15 protein-coding genes are annotated in these 14,692 nt (G+C 65.5%); 7 read left to right on the top strand and 8 right to left on the bottom strand.

All coding sequences use genetic code 11. The features are described from left to right. Nucleotides 1-33: 33 nt before the first annotated feature. Together AC1Q6P_RS16000 and AC1Q6P_RS16005 are read right to left on the bottom strand one after the other, a co-directional pair. Nucleotides 34-720 (bottom strand): CAAX prenyl protease-related protein, encoded by a 687-nt coding sequence (locus AC1Q6P_RS16000; RefSeq protein ID WP_492665062.1) that lies wholly within the window; start codon nucleotides 718-720, stop codon nucleotides 34-36. 84 nt (nucleotides 721-804) lie between these two features. Continuing rightward, nucleotides 805-1,710 (bottom strand): LysR family transcriptional regulator, encoded by a 906-nt coding sequence (locus AC1Q6P_RS16005; RefSeq protein WP_492665063.1) that lies wholly within the window; start codon nucleotides 1,708-1,710, stop codon nucleotides 805-807. A gap of 123 nt (nucleotides 1,711-1,833) precedes the next feature. Here AC1Q6P_RS16005 and AC1Q6P_RS16010 point away from each other — a divergent pair, with 123 nt between their 5' ends. After that, entirely contained in the window at nucleotides 1,834-2,475 is a 642-nt protein-coding gene (locus AC1Q6P_RS16010; protein WP_492665064.1) for an NAD(P)-dependent oxidoreductase, read from the top strand. Nucleotides 2,476-2,488: 13 nt separating this feature from the next. On the opposite strand, the gene AC1Q6P_RS16015 is transcribed toward AC1Q6P_RS16010, so the two are convergent. Both AC1Q6P_RS16015 and AC1Q6P_RS16020 read right to left on the bottom strand, forming a co-directional pair. Continuing rightward, nucleotides 2,489-3,346, bottom strand: coding sequence for a 23S rRNA (adenine(2030)-N(6))-methyltransferase RlmJ (locus AC1Q6P_RS16015; protein ID WP_102769029.1), 858 nt, complete (start codon nucleotides 3,344-3,346; stop codon nucleotides 2,489-2,491). A gap of 70 nt (nucleotides 3,347-3,416) precedes the next feature. Beyond that, on the bottom strand, nucleotides 3,417-4,655 hold the full coding sequence (locus tag AC1Q6P_RS16020) for a hypothetical protein (RefSeq protein ID WP_492665065.1): 1,239 nt from the start codon (nucleotides 4,653-4,655) through the stop codon (nucleotides 3,417-3,419). Between the two features lie 134 nt (nucleotides 4,656-4,789). Between AC1Q6P_RS16020 and AC1Q6P_RS16025 the strand changes: the two genes are divergently transcribed. Then, a complete protein-coding gene (locus AC1Q6P_RS16025; protein ID WP_492665066.1) occupies nucleotides 4,790-5,866 on the top strand; it encodes an alkene reductase in 1,077 nt (358 codons plus the stop codon). Between the two features lie 3 nt (nucleotides 5,867-5,869). Here AC1Q6P_RS16025 and AC1Q6P_RS16030 read toward each other — a convergent pair whose 3' ends face one another. Both AC1Q6P_RS16030 and AC1Q6P_RS16035 read right to left on the bottom strand, forming a co-directional pair. Next, nucleotides 5,870-7,873 (bottom strand): alpha/beta hydrolase family protein, encoded by a 2,004-nt coding sequence (locus AC1Q6P_RS16030; RefSeq protein ID WP_492665067.1) that lies wholly within the window; start codon nucleotides 7,871-7,873, stop codon nucleotides 5,870-5,872. Between the two features lie 130 nt (nucleotides 7,874-8,003). Continuing rightward, nucleotides 8,004-8,576 (bottom strand): MOSC domain-containing protein, encoded by a 573-nt coding sequence (locus AC1Q6P_RS16035; RefSeq protein ID WP_492665068.1) that lies wholly within the window; start codon nucleotides 8,574-8,576, stop codon nucleotides 8,004-8,006. A gap of 343 nt (nucleotides 8,577-8,919) precedes the next feature. Between AC1Q6P_RS16035 and AC1Q6P_RS16040 the strand changes: the two genes are divergently transcribed. Then, the gene (locus AC1Q6P_RS16040) at nucleotides 8,920-10,800 is read left to right on the top strand and encodes a phosphoenolpyruvate carboxykinase (GTP) (protein ID WP_492665069.1); all 1,881 of its coding nucleotides are present in this window, start codon (nucleotides 8,920-8,922) and stop codon (nucleotides 10,798-10,800) included. Nucleotides 10,801-10,917: 117 nt separating this feature from the next. Here AC1Q6P_RS16040 and AC1Q6P_RS16045 read toward each other — a convergent pair whose 3' ends face one another. Then, the gene (locus AC1Q6P_RS16045) at nucleotides 10,918-11,166 is read right to left on the bottom strand and encodes a hypothetical protein (protein ID WP_102769034.1); all 249 of its coding nucleotides are present in this window, start codon (nucleotides 11,164-11,166) and stop codon (nucleotides 10,918-10,920) included. A 128-nt stretch (nucleotides 11,167-11,294) separates the two neighbouring features. Between AC1Q6P_RS16045 and AC1Q6P_RS16050 the strand changes: the two genes are divergently transcribed. From AC1Q6P_RS16050 to AC1Q6P_RS16065, 4 genes are all read left to right on the top strand, one after another. Then, the gene (locus tag AC1Q6P_RS16050; RefSeq protein ID WP_492665070.1) at nucleotides 11,295-12,275 is read left to right on the top strand and encodes a LysR family transcriptional regulator; all 981 of its coding nucleotides are present in this window, start codon (nucleotides 11,295-11,297) and stop codon (nucleotides 12,273-12,275) included. Further along, nucleotides 12,272-13,051: a UPF0149 family protein gene (locus AC1Q6P_RS16055; protein ID WP_492665071.1), complete on the top strand. Its 780-nt coding sequence runs from the start codon at nucleotides 12,272-12,274 to the stop codon at nucleotides 13,049-13,051. Before AC1Q6P_RS16050 ends, AC1Q6P_RS16055 begins: the two co-directional genes overlap by 4 nt. Before the next feature lie 35 nt (nucleotides 13,052-13,086). After that, nucleotides 13,087-13,884, top strand: coding sequence for a metallophosphoesterase (locus AC1Q6P_RS16060; protein WP_492665072.1), 798 nt, complete (start codon nucleotides 13,087-13,089; stop codon nucleotides 13,882-13,884). Between the two features lie 91 nt (nucleotides 13,885-13,975). Next, a complete protein-coding gene (locus tag AC1Q6P_RS16065; protein ID WP_102769038.1) occupies nucleotides 13,976-14,398 on the top strand; it encodes a universal stress protein in 423 nt (140 codons plus the stop codon). A 14-nt stretch (nucleotides 14,399-14,412) separates the two neighbouring features. On the opposite strand, the gene AC1Q6P_RS16070 is transcribed toward AC1Q6P_RS16065, so the two are convergent. Then, nucleotides 14,413-14,628, bottom strand: a complete 216-nt coding sequence (locus AC1Q6P_RS16070; protein WP_133155269.1) for a hypothetical protein — start codon at nucleotides 14,626-14,628, stop codon at nucleotides 14,413-14,415. Between the last annotated feature and the right edge of the window lie 64 nt (nucleotides 14,629-14,692).

A 14,692-nucleotide genomic window follows, 5' to 3' on the forward strand; every position in this document is an offset into this window, starting at 1 on the left:
CAGGTCTTGCGGCGAGCGGCGTCGTTCAATCGATCACCAGAACTGCCACTGCCCCGAATGGACCACCCAGATGCCCAGCAAGCCATTCGTCACGGCATGGGCGATCACGGCGCACCAGAGCCGGCCGGTGCGCACATAGAGCCAGGCATAGGCCAGGCCGGCGACGATGGCGGCCAGCCACAAGGTGTGGGCCAGCATGAAGACAAAGGTGGACAGGGCGATGGCCTTGAGGCCGACGCGCTGCGGGTCCACGGTTTCGAACTGCGGGCTTTCGATCCAGCGCATCAGAAAACCGCGCCAGAACAGCTCTTCCATCACCGGCACCAGCAGGGCCGCGCCGATCCAGCGCAGCACAATCAGCGGCCAGTCGAGCTGGCCCTGGTCGTTCACCGGCACAAAGCTGGCGGTGGCTTCGCCCAGCTGCATCCAGGGCGCGTCGAGGTGGATCCACAGGCCGAACACCGCCACGCCGACGCCCACGCTCCAGAGCGTCTGGCGGGCGTTGGGGCGGTTCTGGCGGGCCAGCTCGCCGTAGTCCTTCCAGAACCAGAACAGGGCGCCGCCGACGATGGCCACGCTCAGGCCGTAGACCCAGCGCGGGTCCAGCACCCCGCCCGCTGGCAGCGCGCCCCGCAAGGCCAGCAAGCCCATGAAGAGGACAAAAGGAATGCTGCGCGCCAGGGCGGCGGAACTCAGGCCGAGGGGTGGGGCGGTCTTCATGGTCGTTGGGCGGTGCGGGCGGATGAAACGCAATCGATCAAAGACGCGCAGCGTACCGCGAAACCATGACAGGCCTTCCCGGGGTCAGCCCGGTGGGGCGGCACTCAAAAAAGCCCGCAGGGCGGCGATGGCGTGGCGCACCTTGGCAGGCTGGGCATCGCGTTGCGGCGTCAGCGCATGGATGGGCAAGGGCGGCAGTTGCAGGCCCGGCAGCAGGGGCAGCAGATGGCCGGCCTGGACCGATTCGCTGACATCGTCGCCGCCCAGCATGGCCAGGCCCAGGCCGGCTTCGCACAGCTGCTGCAGGCTGAGCTGGTTGTTGCTGCTGGCGCGCGGCCGCAGGCTCAGCTGCAGGGCTTCGTCGCCGCGCCGCAGGCTCAGGGCGAGGGGCTGGTCGGTGCCGCTGCGCAGGGCCAGCCAGTCGTGGCCCGGGGCGGCCAGGTCCGACAGCTGGGCCGGCACGCCGCGCTGCGCCAGGTAGGCCGGTGCGGCGTAGAGAGCGATGCTTTTTTCGCCGATGCGCTGCGCCACCCAGCTGCTGTCGGGCAGGCGGCCGAATCGGATGGCCAGATCGATGCGCCGGTCGACCAGGTCGGTGAAGCTGTCTTCCACCTCCAGATGCAGGCTCAGGCCCGGATGGGCCTGCAGCAGCGGCGCCAGGGCCGGGCCCAGCTGGCGGGCAAAGCCCACGGGCGCGGCGATGCGCAGCTCGCCCTCGGGCGCGTCGCGCAGCTGGATCAGCTGCTGCTGTGCGCCCCGGGCCGCGCTGAGCATGGCGGCGCAGCCGGCGTGAAAGCGCTCGCCCGCCGGGGTCAGGCTGAGCTTGCGGGTGCTGCGGTGCAAGAGCGTGACGCCCATATCACGCTCCAGCGCCCGCACCTGCTGGCTGACGGCCGAGGTGGTGGTCTGCAGCTGGCGCGCGGCGGCGACAAAGCTGCCTTGCTCCACCACCGTGGCCAGTACGGCCATGCGCTTGAGTTGGTCCAGCATGAAGTTTTTCTAAAGAGTCCAAGGCGATTCTGAGGACTTATGGCTTGATTGTGAAGTCCATAAAGTTGAGCCCATCACAACACGCCGGCCGCTGTGGCGGGCATCTGGACGGAAGGACTGAAGATGAAGATCGCATTGATTGGCGCCACCGGTTTCGTGGGCTCGGCGCTGCTGAAGGAATTGCTGGCGCGCGGCCACGAGGTGCGAGCGCTGCTGCGCGACCCAGCCAAGCTGGCCGCGCAGCCGGGGCTGGAGGTGCATCAGGCCGATGCCACCGAGGCCGAGGCCGTGGCTGCGGCGGTGCAGGGCGTGGACGCGGCGCTGAGTGCCTACAACCCCGGTTGGGGCCACCCGGCGCTGTTCGAGGAGTTCCTGCGCGGCTCGGCCGCCATCACGGCCGGTGTCAAGCAGGCCGGCGTGGCGCGGCTGCTGGTGGTGGGCGGCGCGGGCAGCCTCTACGTGGCGCCCGGCGTGCAGCTGGTGGACACGCCGCAGTTCCCGGCCGAGTGGAAGGCCGGCGCCCTGGCGGCACGCGAGGCGCTGAACCGCCTGCGCGGCGAGCAGGAACTGGACTGGGCGTTTGTCTCGCCGCCGGCGCACTTGGAGCCGGGCGAGCGCAGCGGCCAGTACCGCCTGGGCGGGGAAGAGTTGCTCAGCGATGCGCAGGGCCAGTCACGCATCAGCGTGGCCGACCTGGCCGTGGCCTTGGTGGATGAGCTGGAGGCGCCGCGGCACCACCGTCAGCGCTTCACCGTGGCCTACTGAATCGCAAAAAGGCTCAGGACGTGCGCTGTTCCAGCAGGAAGTTGGCGCCGTCGTACTGCCCCAGCTTGTCGACGAGATAAGGCATGGAGGCCTGCAGATCGTCGTGCAGGGTGAAGGGCGGGTTGACCACGAACATGCCGCTGCCCAGCATGCCGAAGCCGCGCACGTCTTCCTGCTGCTCGACAGTCAGGCGCACATGGAGCCAGCCCTTTTTGGCGCCGGCATCGGCGGCGGCCTTGAGGCGCTGCACCAGCTGCGCCGCTTCCAGCAGCTGCAGCTGCGGGTACCAGATCAGGAACACGCCCTCGGCAAAGCGCTCCAGGCCTTCGCGCAGGGCGGTGACGACCTTGCCGTAATCGGTCTTGAGCTCGTAGGACGGGTCCATCAGCACCACGGCGCGGCGCGAGGGCGGCGGCAGCTCGGCGCGCATGGCGCTGAAACCGTCTTTGTCGCTGACCTGGGTGTTGGGCCGGGTGGAGAGGTAGGTTTCGAGGATGCGGTAGTCGGTCGGGTGCAGCTCGTAGACGCGCAGGCGGTCGGTGTCGCGCATCAGCAGGTTGGCGATCGCCGGCGAGCCCGGGTACTGGCGCAGCTGGCCGTCGGGGTTGAACAGGCGCACCGGCTCCATATAGCGGGCCAGGGGTTCGGGCAGGTCTTTGGCATCCCAGAGCTTGGAGACGCCGTGGACGTATTCGCCCTTCTTCTGCGCGTACTTGCCTTCGATCGAGTAACCACCGGCACCCGCATGGGTGTCGACGAGGGTGTAGGGCTTCTCTTTTTCCGCCATATAGCGGAGCACCTGGGTCAGAACCAGGTGCTTGAGAACATCGGCATGGTTGCCGGCATGGAAGGCGTGACGGTAGGCGAGCATGGGCGAACTGTAGCGTGCGCAGCCCGCGCGAGGGGTTTTCGCCCGCCCCGGCGAGGCCCGGAAACCGTGCTCAATCGAGCGGAAAGGCGCCCGGGCTCAGGCTCCGGCCGGCGGCGTCGGCCAGGGCCACGCTGTGGTGCGGGGCCTGGAACTGGCGCTCGGGGCGCAGGATCAGGCGCGGGCTGCCGGGCGCATGGGCCAGGCCGGCGTCCACGGCCCGACCCTGCCAGCGCGAGCCGGGGCGCAGGCGGTAGTCGCCCTCAGACGCGTTGACGAAATCGTCCCAAGCGGCGTGGCCATTGCCCGAGGCTTCCCAGTCGCGCGCTGGCACCATGCGGCCGGGGCCGGCGAACAGGTTGTTGAGCAGGCGCACGCGCACCGGCGCCGGGCCGCTCTGCGTGTTCAGCTGCAGATAGCTGCCACCCGAGGGCCGCCGGTCGATCAGCGTGTTGTGCACCAGGATCAGTTCGTTCTCGGGCCAGACCTGGCCCTCGGCGCCGTAGGCCAGCAGGGCCGGGTTGTCGGTCTGCGCGCCTTGCACGATGAGATTGCCCATCACCCAGGCGCGGCCGCCGTTGGGGAACTCCAGCTCGTAGCTGGCCCGGCCCTCGGGTTCGTCGCTGAGGCGGCTGTAGAGCAGCTGGGTGAAGGCGGCGCGGCTTTTCAGCAGGTGGCCGAAGTGGCCATGGTGCAGATGGCAGCCGATCACGCGCAGCTCGGCGATGCGGCCGATGTAGAGGTTGTGGTTGTGGCGCTGGCCCGGCAGGATGGGGCCGAATTCGCAGTCTTCGAGGCTCAGGCGCGCGTCGGCCTCGTTGTTGGTGAGCAGGCCTGTCTGGTTGCCGTGGAAGCGGCAGCCGCGAAGCTGCAAGGAGCCGCGGTCCATGCGGATGCCGGCGCCATTGCCATCGGGCACGTGGGCGCCGCTGAAGTCAAAGCCTTCGATGCGCTGATCCTGGCCGGCCGTGACGAAGATGCCTTTGCCCATGATGTGGGCGCCTTCGGCCTTGAGCTGCACGCGGCCGCCCACGGCGCGCAGCTGCAGGCCGTTCTGCGGCCAGTAAGCCACGTCGGCCCGGTACTCGCCGGCGTCCACCTCGATCAGGCAGCCATCGCCCGCGGCTTGTGCGGCGGCGGCGAGGCTGCGCAGCGCGCGGCGCGGGCCGACTTGCAGCACTTGCCGCGGCTGCGCCCAGGCCGCCACACTGCTGCCGGCCAGGGCAGCGGCCAGCCAGCGGCGCCGCGTGAGCTGGGCTTGGGCAAATGCCAGGGGATTGGCAAGGGGATAGGTAAGGGGAGAGACCGGCATGGCGGCAGAGTCTATCCAGCTCCGGCATCCCGGCGCTGAGCGAGCCTTGCCACAGCACGCAAGAACTTGCAGCCCAAAGGCCGTGCTGCGGGGGCGTTAATCTGCGCGTCCTACTTGCTCGTTTGTTGCAGCTCATGTCCAGTCTTTTCGACCCCATCCAGATCGGCGATCTTTCGCTGGCCAACCGCATCGTCATGGCGCCGCTGACGCGCAGCCGCTCGCCTGGCCTGGTGCCCGGCGAGATGGTGGTGGAGTACTACCGCCAGCGCGCCACGGCCGGCCTCATCATCAGCGAGGGCACGCAGATTTGCGCTGAAGGGCAGGGTTATATCGACACGCCCGGCATCCACACGCCCGAGCAAGTGGCGGGCTGGAAGCGCGTGACCGACGCAGTACATGCCGCCGGCGGCAAGATCGCCGCCCAGCTCTGGCATGTGGGGCGCATCTCCCACACCAGCTTTCAGCCCGAAGGCCGGGCGCCGGTGTCCTCGACCGCGCGCCAGGCTGCGGGCCAGAGCTTCACGAAAGAGGGGTTTGTGCCCAACTCTGCGCCGCGTGCGCTGCGCACCGAGGAGATCGCCGGCGTGGTGGCCCAGTTCGCGCATGCGGCCCGCTGCGCCATGGAGGCGGGCTTCGATGCGGTGGAGGTGCACGGCGCCAACGGCTATCTGCTAGACCAGTTCATGCGCGACAGCATCAACGACCGCACAGACGACTACGGCGGTTCCATCGCCAACCGTGCACGCTTCACCATCGAGGTGATGACGGCGGTCAGCCAGGCCATCGGCAGCGGCCGCGCCGGCATGCGCCTGAGTCCGGTCACACCGAGCAACGACGCTGCACCTGACAGCCAGGCCCAGACACTCTTCAACCATGTGGCTGAGCAGCTGGCGCCGCTCAAGCTGGCCTTCTTGCACGTGGTGGAAGGCCAGACCGGCGGCGCGCGCGACTACGCGCCGTTTGACTACGCCGCCATGCGCGAACGCTTTGCCGGCCCCTGGATGGTCAACAACGGCTACACCCGTGAGATGGCGCTGCAAGCCGTGGCCGACAAGCGCGCCGACCTGGTCGCCTTCGGCCGTCCCTTCATCGCCAACCCTGACCTGGTGCGCCGCCTGCGCCTCAACGCCGAGTTGCAAACCCCGGACCGCGCGACGATGTACGGCGGCGGGGCGCAGGGGTACACGGACTATCCGGCTTTGGGCGGCTGAGGTTCAGCTGGCGACACGGCCGGGACCGATGGTCTTGGCGAGGAACTTCTCCAAGTCGCCAAACAGCCGCAGGCGATAGGGATAGTGGCTCAGCTGGTGGTCGCCGTTCTCCAGGGTCACAAACTCGTGGGGCTTGCCGGCGGCCTTGAGGGCTTCGGCCATCCAGACGCTGTGCTGGTATGGAACTTGGCGATCGTGCGTGCCATGGATCATGTAGACAGGGATTTGCACCTTGTCGGCATGCAGCCGCGGTGACGTCGCTTTCAGACGGCTTGCGTCGTCCTTGTGATGGCCAATCTGCTTGCGGATCGCTTCCTGGCTCAAGCCTTGGCCTTCGTCGCTGGTGAGCTCAAGGAGGTCAGTCACGGGGGCAAATGCAAAGGCCCCCTTGAAAAGCGAGGGCGTCTTGATGGCACCCATCAGGGCCGCGTAGCCGCCATAGCTGGCGCCCACGATGGCGATGCGCGTTTTGTCTGCAACACCGAGTTTGACCATTTCATTTGCGGCATCGGTGAGGTCGTCCTGCATCTGGAGGCCCCATTGCCGTTTCCCCGCTTCGAGGAAGGCTTGGCCCCTCCCGGTGGATCCTCGGTAGTTGACCTGCAGCACTGCATAGCCACGATCTGCCATGAAGGCGGCCCATTCGTCGAAACCCGGACCGTCTTCTGCATGGGGCCCGCCGTGGGGGAAGAGAACCAGAGGCAGTGGTTGGTCGGCCTTGGCGCCAAGAGGGCGTGTGAGATAGCCCTTGATGAGCAGACCGTCTCTTGCCTGGTACTCCACAGGGTTTTTGGTGGCGATGCGCGGGATCTCGAGTTCGGGGTATCGCTGAGCGAACAAACGCAGACTGGGGCTCTCGCCCTCTTCGCCCAGGTACCACTGACCCGGCAAACCGGTTGAACTGGAACTCAAGACGTAGCGCTTGCCATCGCGGCTGACGCTGCCGATCTGATTGAAGCGGCGCGGCAGCGCTTCGTCCAGTGCTTTTTGCCACTCCTTGTACTTGGCATCCCAGTAGAAGATGCTGGAGTCGCCCTCTCGTGAAATATTGATTCCGACAGCCTCCCCTTGGCCGTTGTGGATCAGATCACCGTCCAGCTCATAACGCTCATCGCTGAGCTTCAAACTCAGCGTGAAGGCTTTGTCCCGCAAATTGATGGTATGGACGGCCTGCAATCCTTGGTGCGGCGCAAGTACGTACAGCAGATAGGGGTCAATGCCGAAGCCCAAGGGTTCAAGGTCTTGTGTTTGGCCCGGCGCATAGCGCCGCAGTTGGCGCCAGCTCTCGTTGTCCGGCGTGTTCACCCAAAGTGTGGTGGCGCCTTGTTCATCAATGCAGCGAGCCAGGCGAGCTCGATGTTGGTGATCGGTGATCCAGTCGATCGACTCGGCAAGGCCTCCGGCATAGAAGCTTCTGTCGCCAGTGTCCACATTCACTTTGTAGAGCACGCGGGTGTAGCTGAGATGGCTGTTCGGCAACTCAAGCAGCAGGTGCTTGCCGTCCTCTGGCATCCAGTCCACGACATGGTCTTGTGAAATGGCCCAGCGCAAGGCATTGCTGCCGAGTTTGGATTTGACCAAATTGACCAACTGACTGCCGTCCGCGTTGACTGCGACCAAGCGCGTTTCCTGGGTCGCGATGCTTTGCACAAAGTCCCTCATGCGCTGCGATGGGAAGCGCAGGCTGAGCACCAAGCGATCATTGTTGACCCAACGAAACCATTTGATCGTGAACTCCAGATTGTCGGTAGACAACACGGATTGCACCGGGCCGCCAGCGAAGCCCCGGGTGATCAAAGTGCTGGTCGGACCGTTGTTGATGATGGCGGCAAGGCGTTCGCCGTTGGGCGAAAGCGCGACCCGCTCCATCAATGGGCGGCGAGCGAAGGACTCGATGGGGTGCTGCTTGTGAGCGGGCTCGGTGTCGGCCCAGCTGCGCAGCAGCGGGTGTGCGACGCAACTGCCGGCTATTCCCTTGAGAGCCCAGCGGCGGGTTCTGTTCTTCATTCTCCCTGCTCCCCCCTGGGCCTGTCGCCCGTCCTTGTGGAAATGGGGCGCATTTTTGGGGGTAGTGGGCCGCGCTGCGATGGGTATTTGCCCGGCCCTCCAAGGAGGGAGTGTTATGGCTCGTCTTTTCTCAGCGCTTGGTTTTCGCTCGGAACAGCTCCGTGACCCCGACCTCACGTGGCCCCGCGATCAACTCAAACGTCTCACCCGCACATAACTCGCCAGCCACCTTGACCGCCAAGTAAAAACCGCACCAGCCGCTTTCACTCATCAGCTTGGCGGCTTTGTTGAAGCCCATCACGGCATTGAACTTGAAGCAGGGGAAACGCGGCTCGGTGACGATCAGTTCGACCTGCTCGAAGCGCAACACATCGCCGATCCAGACCTGGCTTTCCAACAGGCCGGACAGGGTCAGGTTTTCGCCCAGGCTGCCCGGCGGCAGCGGCGCACTCCATTCAGCCACGCCAGCCTGCGCGCGAACGGTTTGCCAGAAGGTGTAATGCTCTTGCGGGTAGGCGTAGAGGGCCTTGCTCAGCCCACCGTGGACGCTGAGGTCTGCTTGCTCATCGCCGGCCAGCCCCAGGGCCGTGAGGGCAACCGGTCCGTCGACCGAGCGCTTCTTGATGCCGCTCAGGGTTTCTCGGCCGTCGAGGGTGCGCAAGGCTTGCGCCTTGGCGATGTTGATGCGGGTCAGGGTGCTCATGCCCCGGAGTGTGACAAATCTGGCGCCAGACCCGGCGGCATCCGTTGGATTTCGCCCCAGGCATGAATCTATTCAGGAAATGCATGACCTCGGGTTCTCCGAGAGTTACGGGGTCGTTACATTGGGGTGACAATTGTTCACTCGCCGAAAACCGGCGGAGTTTTGGACACCAAACCGCCGCTTTCCCACGAGGACCGGCGTTGCCTGAGAGAGCCAATGCCGGACACGCCGGTGCTGGTCATCAGCGGCATTGGGTCAGGCCCGGCTTGCATCCGCTCCTGAAAATGTGAGCGCATGCTTACGAGCTTGACCCAATTCTGCTTTTATATTGATTGGGAACGCTATGAACCAACCCGTGATGGAAGGGCTGCGCCTGAACGTGCCGGCTTTTGTGAAACACCAGCGCTTGATCGCCTGGGTGGCCGAGGTCGCTGCATTGACCCAGGCCAAGGATGTGTATTGGTGCGACGGCTCTGAAGAAGAGTACGACCGCCTCTGCGCCCAGCTGGTCGCCGCCGGTACCTTCAAGAAACTCAATCCGGCCCTGCGCCCGAACAGCTACCTCGCCTGCAGCGACCCCAGCGATGTGGCGCGCGTGGAAGACCGCACCTACATCTGCTCGGCCAAGAAGGAAGACGCCGGCCCGACCAACAACTGGATGGACCCGGCCGAGATGCGCAGCCTGCTGCAGACCGGCGACAAGGCTCTGTTCAAGGGCGCCATGGCCGGCCGCACGCTCTATGTCGTGCCCTTCAGCATGGGTCCGATCGGCTCGCCCATTGCTCACATCGGCATTGAGCTGTCCGACAGCCCCTACGTCGCCGTGAACATGCGCACCATGACCCGCATGGGCCGTGCCGTGCTGGACGTGCTGGGCCAGGACGGCACTTTCGTGCCCTGCGTGCACACCGTTGGCGCGCCGCTGCAGCCGGGCCAAGCCGATGTGAAGTGGCCGTGCAACCAGACCAAGTACATCGTCCATTTCCCGGAAACCCGTGAAATCTGGTCCTACGGCTCGGGCTATGGCGGCAATGCCTTGCTGGGCAAGAAGTGCTTTGCCCTGCGCATCGCTTCGACCATGGGCCGCGATCAAGGCTGGCTGGCCGAGCACATGCTGATCCTGGGCGTGACCTCGCCGGAAGGCAAGAAGTACCACTTCGCCGCCGCCTTCCCCAGCGCCTGTGGCAAGACCAACTTCTCCATGCTGATTCCGCCGGCTGCGTTTGAAGGCTGGAAGGTCACCACCATCGGTGATGACATCGCCTGGATCAAGCCCGGTGCCGACGGTCGCCTGTACGCCATCAATCCTGAAGCCGGTTACTTCGGTGTCGCCCCGGGCACCAACACGCTGACCAACTTCAACTGCATGGCCAGCCTGAACAAGAACGTGATCTTCACCAACGTCGGCCTGACCGACGAGGGCGATGTCTGGTGGGAAGGCATGACCGACACCCCGCCGGCCCACCTGATCGATTGGCAAGGCAAGGACTGGACCCCGGCCATCGCCAAGGAAACCGGTGCCAAGGCCGCGCATCCCAACGCCCGCTTCACCGTCTCGGCCATCAACAACCCGGCGCTCGACGCCGATTGGGACAACCCGGCCGGCGTGCCCATCGACGCCTTCATCTTTGGCGGCCGCCGCTCGACCACCGTGCCTCTGGTGACCGAAGCCCGCGATTGGGTGGAAGGCGTCTACATGGCCGCCACCATGGGCTCGGAAACCACCGCCGCCGCTGCCGGCCAGCAAGGCGTGGTGCGCCGCGACCCCTTCGCCATGCTGCCCTTCATGGGCTACAACATGAGCGACTACTTCCAGCATTGGCTGGACATGGGCAAGAAGTTGCATGCCCTGTGCGCGACGTCTGGCGCCAAGCTGCCGGCCATCTACTGCGTGAACTGGTTCCGCAAGGGCGCCGACGGCAAGTTCGTCTGGCCCGGCTATGGCGAAAACATGCGCGTGCTGAAGTGGATGCTGGACCGTGTCGAGGGCAAGGGCCAAGGCGAGGAACATGCGTTCGGCGTCACCCCGCGCTACCAGGACATCAACTGGCAAGGGCTGGATTTCAGCCAGGAGCAGTTCAACATCACCACCCACATCGACAAGGCCGCCTGGGCCGTCGAATTGGGTCTGCATGAAGAGTTGTTCGCTCAACTGGCCTACCATCTGCCGGCTGAGCTGCCCGCCACCAAGGCCAAGATCGAAGCGCGCCTGGCCGCTGAGTGATGTGTCTCTGAGCCTGGCCTTTGCAGCAAGCGCAGCAAAGGCCGGTTCGTAAAGCAAAAAGCCCGCAGAAGCGGGCTTTTTTACGTCCGTAGGCAGCGTGAGGCTGCCGAAGCGGTCTCAGCGGCGGCAGTTGGCGGCGCGCAGTTCGGCGGCAAACGTGGGCATGCTGTCCTGGTAGAAGTCGGCCAGGGCCAGCAGTTCGCGTTGGGCGCGGGCTTCGGCGGCAGCGGCCATGCGGGCCTTGACGGATTCGATCAGACGCAGCCAGACGCGGGCGCCGATGGCGGTGAAGGTGCCGCCATGACGCACGTTTTGACGCAGGTTCTGACGTGCGGGGAGGCCGAAAGTTTGGGTCGCGATGCTCATGGCAATTCCTGTTGGGTGGTTTTTTGAACCGATGCGTGATTTTCGGGTAAACCCTAGTGCGATTGCCAATGAATTGTGGGAATTGAAGATATAAACAAGTCATATATCTTGGAGCTCCGGGCGCCACCATGAACTTCCGCCATCTCGATCTGAATCTGCTCCGGGTCTTCGATGCCGTGATGGCCGAACAAAGCCTGACCCGGGCGGCGCAGCGCCTGTCCATGACCCAGCCGGCGGTCAGCCATGCGCTCAAGCGCTTGCGCGAGGCCATGGGCGAGGACCTGTTCGTTCGCCAGGCCTTCGGCATGAAGCCGACCTCGCGGGCCGAAGGCCTGTGGCCCGAAGTGCGCCTGATCCTGCAGCGCTTGCAGGTCTTGCTGGCGCCCGGCGAATTCGAGCCCGAGCGTGAGGACTACACCTTCCGCATCGCCATGGCTGACGCCACGGCGGCCTTGCTCCTGCCGCCCCTGGTGGCGCAGCTGGAACAGGCGCGCGCCCTGGCCAATGTCCATGTGCTGCCGCTGACGACCCGCGATCCGCGTGCGTTGCTCGATCAAGGTGAGGCCGATGTGGCGGTGGGCTACTTCCCGGGGGCGGTGGCGGCGCTTCGTGCCCAGGGCAGCCAGTCGGTGATCCGTCAGCACCGGCTCTATGACAGCGAATACGTCTGCGTCATGCGGCGCGGCCATCCGCTGGCGGAACAGGTGTTGGATCTGGATGCCTACTGTGCGGCCCACCACCTGCTGGTCAGCTTCTCCGGTCGGCCGCATGGCTTTGTGGACGAGGCCTTGAGCGCGATGAACCGCAGCCGGCGCATCGTGCTGACGGTCAACCAGTTCTTCACTGCCGGCCGGGTGGTCGCGCAGTCGGACTTGCTGACCGTGCTGCCGGCCAGCTTTGTCGAGGCCACCGGCTACCGCAGCCAGCTGATCGAGCGCCCCTTGCCCGTGCCTTTGTCGCGGGTGCATGTGGACATGCTCTGGCATCTGCGCAGCGAAGGGCGCAGCGCCGAGAACTGGCTGCGCGAACGCTTGATCGAGGCTGCGCGGCGCGCGCAGGCGGCGGGCGTGCTTGCGCAAGAGGCCACTGCGGCGACAATCGCGCCATGAGCATCGATCTGACCGACACCGAGTTCGCCGAACTCGACGAACTTCTCGCCACCACACCCGCCCCGCTGCAGGCCCTCGACGCCTCCATGCTGGACGGCTATCTCTGCGGCGTGCTGGTGCAGCCCCGCATGATTGACATCGAGGAGTGGCTGCCCAATATCTTCGATTACGACGGTGGCGTGCTGCCCGAAGAGGTCGATGCCAGCTGGCTGGCCCGCATCCGCGAGCTGGTGGAGCGCCGCTACACCGCGCTGAACAAGAGCATGGTGGAAGACGGCTGGTTCGACCCGGTCGTGCTGGACCTGGAAGAACCGGCTGAAGGCGAAGGCGTTGAGGCCGAGGCGGAAGCCGCGTCTGAGGGCGAAGGCGCCGAGGATGCGCAGGCCCGCGCCACCTATGCCGGCATGAGCCTGATCTCTCGCACCCTGATGCCCTGGGTCGCTGGCTTCCAGCATGCCACCCTGTGCTTCCCCGATCTGGCCGATATGCCCGACGATGCCGTGATGACGGCCCTGGCCCGCCTGTACCGCCACCTTCCGGCTGAAACGCCGGAAGAGAAGGAAGTGGTCGCCACCCTGGACCGCGAGCACCCGCTCAAGGACCTGGACGAGGCGATCGAGGAGCTGGTGGTCACCGTGGCCGATTTGCGCGACCTGACCGAAGAGCAGCGCTACCGCGTCGAAACCCTGCGCCGCGAAGGCCCCAAACTCGGCCGCAACGACCCCTGCCACTGCGGTTCCGGTCGCAAGTACAAGCAGTGCCACGGCGCCAACTGAGCGTGGCGTCGTATTGCTGAGAAGGCGCAGCTGCCATGCGCCTGCAACTGCTGTCCGATCTCCATCTGGAGACGGAGGCCTTCGATCCTGAGCCCGCTCCCGGCGCTGATCTGCTGATCCTGGCAGGGGATGTGGACAGCCGCTGGGACGGCCTGCGCCGCTTCCGCGATTGGCCGGTGCCGGTGATTTTTGTGCCCGGCAATCACGAGTACGACGGCCGCGATGTCGATCAAGCCCGCTTGGGCTTGCAGGCCTTGGCGGCCGAGCTGGGTTTCACCCTGCTCGACGACAGCGCCTGCATTCGCCCTGACGCTGCCGGCCGCCGCGTGCGCTTTCTCGGCAGCACGCGCTGGAGTGATTTCGACACCTTCGGCCCGGCGCAGCGCGAGCGCGCCATGCGGGCTGCCAGTTATTTTCAGCGGGTCATGGGCGCCAGCCGCAACGGTGCCAGTTTCGATGCGGCCGCCGTTCGCGAGCAGGGTTTGCGCTGCCGCGAATGGCTGGCCCAGCAGCTCAGCCTGGGTGAAGTTGACACCAGTGAGGCGGCGGCCTGGGATGCCACGGTTGTGGTCACCCATTTCGCCCCCAGCTTGCGCAGCGCCGATCCGCGATACGGCAAGCAGCCGGGCACAGCCAGCTTCTGCAACGACGATGAAGCCTTGTTGCCAGGCGCGCGCTTGTGGCTGCACGGGCATTTGCACTGCCAGAACGACTACCGCTTTGAGCATGCGAACGGCGCCACACGCGTCATCTGCAATGCCCGCGGCCATGCCCGCAAGGGCGAGCCGGCTCGGTTCGACCCCCAGATGCTGATCGAGGTGTTCTCGGCCTGAGCTTGACGTGGCTCAGCTTCTTTCTCGCGGTCTGTGTCAGACTGCGAGCACGCGATGCAGTCCCGCGCCCATGAACCCGGAAGGAGTCCTGATGAAAATCCTCGTTGCCGTTGACGGAAGCAGTTACACCAAGCGCATGCTGGCTTATCTGGCCGCGCATGATGAGTGGTTGGGTGGCGCCCATCAGTACACCGTGCTGCATGCCGTGCCGGCCGTGCCGCCGCGCGCAGCTGCGGTGCTCGACAAGGAATTGTTGAAGGGCTACTACGCCGATGAAGGTGAGAAAGTTCTCAAGACCTTGCGCACCTTTTTTGCCAAGCAGAAGCTACCGGCTGAGTTCCTCAACAAGGTGGGCCCGGCGGCCGACGTGATCGCCAGCACAGCCGAGAAGGGCAAGTTTGATCTGCTGATCCTGGGTTCACATGGCCACAGTGCGATCGGCAATCTGGTGCTGGGGTCTGTGGCCACCAAGGTGATGGCGCACTGCTCGACGCCGGTGCTGTTGGTGCGCTGAAGCCAGCGCAACGCTCAGTTGCGTTTGGAGGACAGCCAGGCCAGGGGGGATTCGAGTGCGGCGCGGGAGCGCTGTGACTCCAGCTCGATCTCGCTGACGCTGGCGCGGTAAGCGTCGCCGTCCTCCAGGCTGGCCTCCATGCCAAAGGCGGTACCCAGGTCGGCGGGGTCCTGCTCCTGCGGGAGCGTCGAATTGCGACGGAAGAAGCGCAAAGCTGGGGTGAATCGCATATCGAACCTCGCACATCCAGGGGAAGCAGTCATGCTGCAGGGGCGATTCCAGTGTGCTTGATCC

The organism is Roseateles sp. GW835-FHT13E02, assembly GCF_058794035.1.